Origin of the sequence: Protofrankia sp. Cr1, assembly GCF_963555865.1 — a bacterium.
GTDB lineage: Bacteria > Actinomycetota > Actinomycetes > Frankiales > Frankiaceae > Protofrankia.
In genome coordinates this window covers 1,283-5,698 of the sequence record NZ_CAUVXO010000392.1, presented here as the reverse complement: position 1 = coordinate 5,698, position 4,416 = coordinate 1,283, and the positions used below count along the sequence as shown (strand labels likewise).

At 66.9% G+C, this 4,416-nt stretch carries 4 protein-coding genes and 1 pseudogene; 1 reads left to right on the top strand and 4 read right to left on the bottom strand.

From position 1 onward, the window contains the following. Positions 1 to 437, bottom strand: a pseudogene (locus U9980_RS22125) (hypothetical protein); the annotation flags it as partial. Position 438: 1 nt separating this feature from the next. Here U9980_RS22125 and U9980_RS22120 point away from each other — a divergent pair. Beyond that, positions 439 to 591 (top strand): hypothetical protein, encoded by a 153-nt coding sequence (locus tag U9980_RS22120; protein WP_322769687.1) that lies wholly within the window; start codon positions 439 to 441, stop codon positions 589 to 591. Between the two features lie 164 nt (positions 592 to 755). Here U9980_RS22120 and wecB read toward each other — a convergent pair whose 3' ends face one another. The 3 genes from wecB to U9980_RS22105 form a co-directional block, all read right to left on the bottom strand. Next, positions 756 to 2,093: a non-hydrolyzing UDP-N-acetylglucosamine 2-epimerase gene (gene wecB / locus U9980_RS22115; protein ID WP_322769686.1), complete on the bottom strand. Its 1,338-nt coding sequence runs from the start codon at positions 2,091 to 2,093 to the stop codon at positions 756 to 758. An 81-nt stretch (positions 2,094 to 2,174) separates the two neighbouring features. Continuing rightward, positions 2,175 to 2,996 carry a family 16 glycoside hydrolase gene (locus U9980_RS22110; RefSeq protein ID WP_322769685.1) on the bottom strand — a complete coding sequence of 274 codons (822 nt, stop codon included), beginning with the start codon at positions 2,994 to 2,996 and terminating at the stop codon, positions 2,175 to 2,177. 5 nt (positions 2,997 to 3,001) lie between these two features. Next, positions 3,002 to 4,348 (bottom strand): glycosyltransferase family 2 protein, encoded by a 1,347-nt coding sequence (locus U9980_RS22105; RefSeq protein WP_416210350.1) that lies wholly within the window; start codon positions 4,346 to 4,348, stop codon positions 3,002 to 3,004. Positions 4,349 to 4,416 lie beyond the last annotated feature (68 nt).

The window sequence follows — 4,416 nt, the reverse complement described above, 5'->3', positions numbered from 1 at the left end:
GTGGTGTCCACGCTGGCATAGGACATGATCCCGCTGCCGTTGGGGGTGTACCGGGTCAGGCTGGTGTTCTTGTAGCGGACCTCGGCGACGGAGGAGAAATCGAACTGCGACCAGTTCCAGCCGTACGTGGAGGCGAACGTCGGTGACTGCGCGGTCAGCTGCCAGATGTTGTCGTACATCCACACCACCGGGCGGGTACCACCCAGCACGTCGGTGAGGAAAGCGGTGGGCACCTGCTCGTCGTAGGTGGAGCCGACGTAGACGACCGCCTTGTAGTTCGCCATCTCACCGGCCGTGTATGCGGCCACCGGATGCGCCTTCCAGGTACCGAAGTGGGACACGAGGTTTGCCGTCTGCATGGCGTACTGCTCGCCGAGCCAACCCCACTGGCCCGTGGTGTCGTACAGAATCAACGTTCCGGAAGGAGTTGTCGCCACCGTGGTGACGGCAGCCGACTGGATGCGCAACGCCGAGGTGGTGGCCGCCGGACGGATCGTCCTCGACGCAGCGGAATCGGAAGTGGAGCTCACCGGCCGGGGCCCGCGGCGAGGGGGTGAGGTGGACGGTGGGGGCGGTGGCGCGATCAGCTGACCGTCGGCCAACACCTGCGCATCGCTGTGATGCTGCGATGTTCCCCTGGAATGCGGCCGCTGCGCAGTTGCCGCCGTGGCCGTACTGACCAGGCCCGCAACAAGCGCCAGAACGGCAACTAAGATCGCTACTAGAGCCGCGGAATCGGCGGGTTCGCATCTACATCACGTCCTTTCGGGATGGATCTGGTTGACCTGGACAGGCTGATGATCATCCGTGGCACCCGTGGACGCACGGCTGGCGGAGCGGCCCACCGCAGTGCGAGCCTGACGTGGCACACCGATGGTCGCCGGGCCGACCGGTGGACGGAACCGGGGCACGAACTCGTCGACCGGCGGACCCAAACCGAAGTAGTGCGCCAGCGCCGCAACGCTGCGCCGCGCCGCGCCGCCGTCGCCGTACGGGTTCACCGCTTCCGCCATTGCCGCGTACGCAGCCGGCTCATCAAGGAGCCGACCGACGCCGTCGACGATGCGGCGGGGGTCCGTGCCGACCAGTGCCACCGTCCCGGCATCCACGCCTTCGGGCCGCTCGGTGTTGTCCCGCATGACGAGCACCGGTTTGCCGAGACTTGGCGCCTCTTCCTGGACTCCCCCGCTGTCGGTGAGCACAATGGTGGCGCGACTCATCAGGTGGGCGAAGGCGGTGTAGTCGGCCGGATCGGAGACAACCACGTTCGTCAGGCCGCTGACGGCGGGCATGATTGCCCCACGCACGGTCGGGTTGCGATGGATCGGAAAAACGATCAGAAGATCTGGCCGCTCCGTCGCGAGCTGCGCGAGCGCCTTTCCGATATTGCGCATCGGCTCGCCCCAGGATTCCCGCCGGTGGGCGGTGACAAGGAGCACGGGCCGGTCGCCGGAAGCGTTGCGCTCCAACTCCGCCAGCAACGGGTCGTCTTTCGGCACAGGCTCCTTGACAACCCAGAGCAACGAATCGATCACGGTATTGCCGACGACGAGAACCGTGTCCGGCTTGACGCCCTCTGCGAGGAGATTGTCACGACTGGTGGGGGTGGGCGCCAGATGCAGGTCGGCGAGCTGGGTGGTCAGCCGGCGGTTGATCTCTTCGGGGAACGGTGAGGTGGGGTCGTTCGTGCGCAGGCCCGCTTCCAGGTGCGCGACGGGAACCCCCAGGTAGAAGGCGGCGAGCGCGCCCGTGAACGTCGTGGTCGTATCCCCCTGGACGATCACGATGTGCGGTTGGATCTCCGTGATGGCCGCCTCCAGGCCGCCGAGCGACCGGGTGGTGACCCCGGCGAGCGTCTGGCCCTGCTGGAGGACGTCGAGATCGACGTCGGGAACGATGCCGAACAGGTTGTTGACCTGGTCGAGCATGCTCCGGTGCTGGCCGGTGACGGCGACGACGGGACGGAAAAACGGCGAGGCCGCCAGCTCACGGACCACCGGGGCCATTTTGATTGCTTCTGGGCGGGTGCCGTAAATTACCAGGACGGTACGGTCTGGCCCACTGTCAGGACGGGTCGATGTTTTTATGGCCATAACATGTCCTTTCGTCGGTCCTTGTCCGTGTCGGGTCAGGGATGCGGGTCGGGTCAGGGATGCGGGATCGGCGCGGGAAAGTCATGAGCGTGGGCGGGTGGGCGGAGGATCCGTACCGACGTGGATCCGGCGGAACTCCACGTCGGAGTCCTCGCAGTACAGACCCACAGCGCCGGCGAGGTAGGGGCGTTCCGGGTCGGTGAGATCAGCGATCACGGCTCCGTCGACGGCAACGGTGATCCGGCCGCCAGCTTGGGTGATCCCGACCGTGTGCCAGGTCGCGATGGTCGTGCGGGGCACCTCGCCGCTGGCGAGGAACCGCTGCCCGCCGGGATAGGCCGGATCCTGCTTGCTGATCTCCCAGCCGTTGGCTTTAAGGGCGAACGCATAGAAATGGCTGATATCGGTGTAATGCCACAAAACCCAACCAACCTCCCAGGGCTGCGGCCCAGGCGTACGCAGCTGGCGGACGGTGCGCAGCTGGGCGGTGACGTCGACGTCGGTGTAGCGGTCGGCACTGACCACCAGCGCCGCATGGGTCGCGCCGGGTCCCACCGCCGATTTCGGGGCCAGCGAGATCACCTCATCGTCAACGGTGCGGCCTGTGGTCGGCTCCACGGTCGGGCCTGCCGTCGAGCCTGTGGTCTGGCCATAGCCGTCGAAGACCGCGAGCCATGCGCCATGTCGGCTGCCGTCCACCCAGCGCACCATCTCGTCGTCCTCCTGGAACAGGCCGGTGAGCCGCCACATCCCCAGCAGCCCGATCAGGGCGAGCAGACTGACCAGCGTGATAACGGCGAGGATGGCCAGCCGGACGAGCAGTCCGGATCCGCAGCCGGCCGGCCCACGCCCCCGGCTGGTGTCGGCGCCGTCGGGCGGATCAGCGGGCAGCAACGGTCGCACCGACGTCATCCATCGACGGGGACCGGCTCGCCGGCGTGCTCCGGCGATGCCGCCAGACTGACGTCTTCGCTGGTCACCATGGTCGCTGCCACCGCGGCTGCACTCGCGGCCGCAAGGGCGGGTGTAAGGGCTGGTGCAGCCAGACTTTCCTCCGGGCTGCGGACGGTCTTGTGCCAGCTGTTGCGGCCGCTGAGCATCCGGGCGATCGCCCACCAGCCGGCGACGAACCAGACCAGGGCATACAGGATGTAGAGGTGGCCGTAACCGATCAACCGAAGGACGCCGACTCCGGAGAGCGGCTCCTGCCTGCGATAGACCAGCGCGCAGATCAGTGCCGGAACGGCGGCCATCAGGTAGGCACCGGCGAACAAACTCGGATCGGGGCTGGGCCCACCGGCGAACCAGTCGGCCAGAACCGCGGCGGTCGAGAATCCGAACGCGAGTGTGAGCAGGGACGCCAATAAGATCAATAATGGGCTCGACAGGTGGAAGAGCATGTCGGGCAGGCTGCGGATCCGCGCCTCCCGAATCACCCGCGGTATCAGCCGCCATGACTGCAGGTGCCCTTGGAACCATCGCGAGCGCTGGCGCAGCAGCCGACGAAGTCTCACCACGCCCTGCTGGTGGACGTCGGCCTGCGGGCAGAACCGGTTGCGCCAACCCGCGAGCAGCAACCTGACCCCGAGGTCGAGATCCTCGGTCAAACTGTGCGTCCACGGCTCGTCGCCCAGTGACCGCAGTGCTGAAAGCCGCACGAACTGGCCGTTGCCACCCAGCCCCACGTTGTCGACATGAGCCCGACCGCGCTGGAAGATGTCCGTGTAGATCACGAACTCCATGTCCTGCATACGGGCCAGCAGGTTGCCACGACGGTTGTTGATGCGGACGCCGGTCTGGACGCCGGCTGTACGCGGGTCGCTGAAGTACGACGCGACGACGTCGACGGCATGGGAATCCAGGCGTCCGTCCGCGTCGACAACAACGACGATCACGTTGTTCGGGTCGCGGGTGGCGACCTCATCGCGAACGCGGAGGTGGGCGATGGCGGCGTTCAGGGCAGCGCCCTTGCCTGACCGGGCATTGGGCAGATCACGCCGCAACAGCCACCGGCGCTCGTCGTCGACCCCGCGCACGATGCTGGACGTAGCGTCGTCCGAACCGTCGTCGACCACCAGGACCCGAATGTCGTCCCTTGCGGTGGCCAGCAAGCGCCGCAGACTCGCCCCGATCACCGCCTCCTCGTTGAGGCAGGGCATGACGAACACGTAGAACAGCCCGGCGGGCACAGCCTGCGGCGGCTGCTGGTGGGTGCGGGACAGCAACAGCATCGTCACCAGGTAGAGGAAACCCATGACAATCAACCCGGCGGCGAGTAACCATGCGGCATCGACCCCTTGGCCGAGTAACGACCCCGCCGACA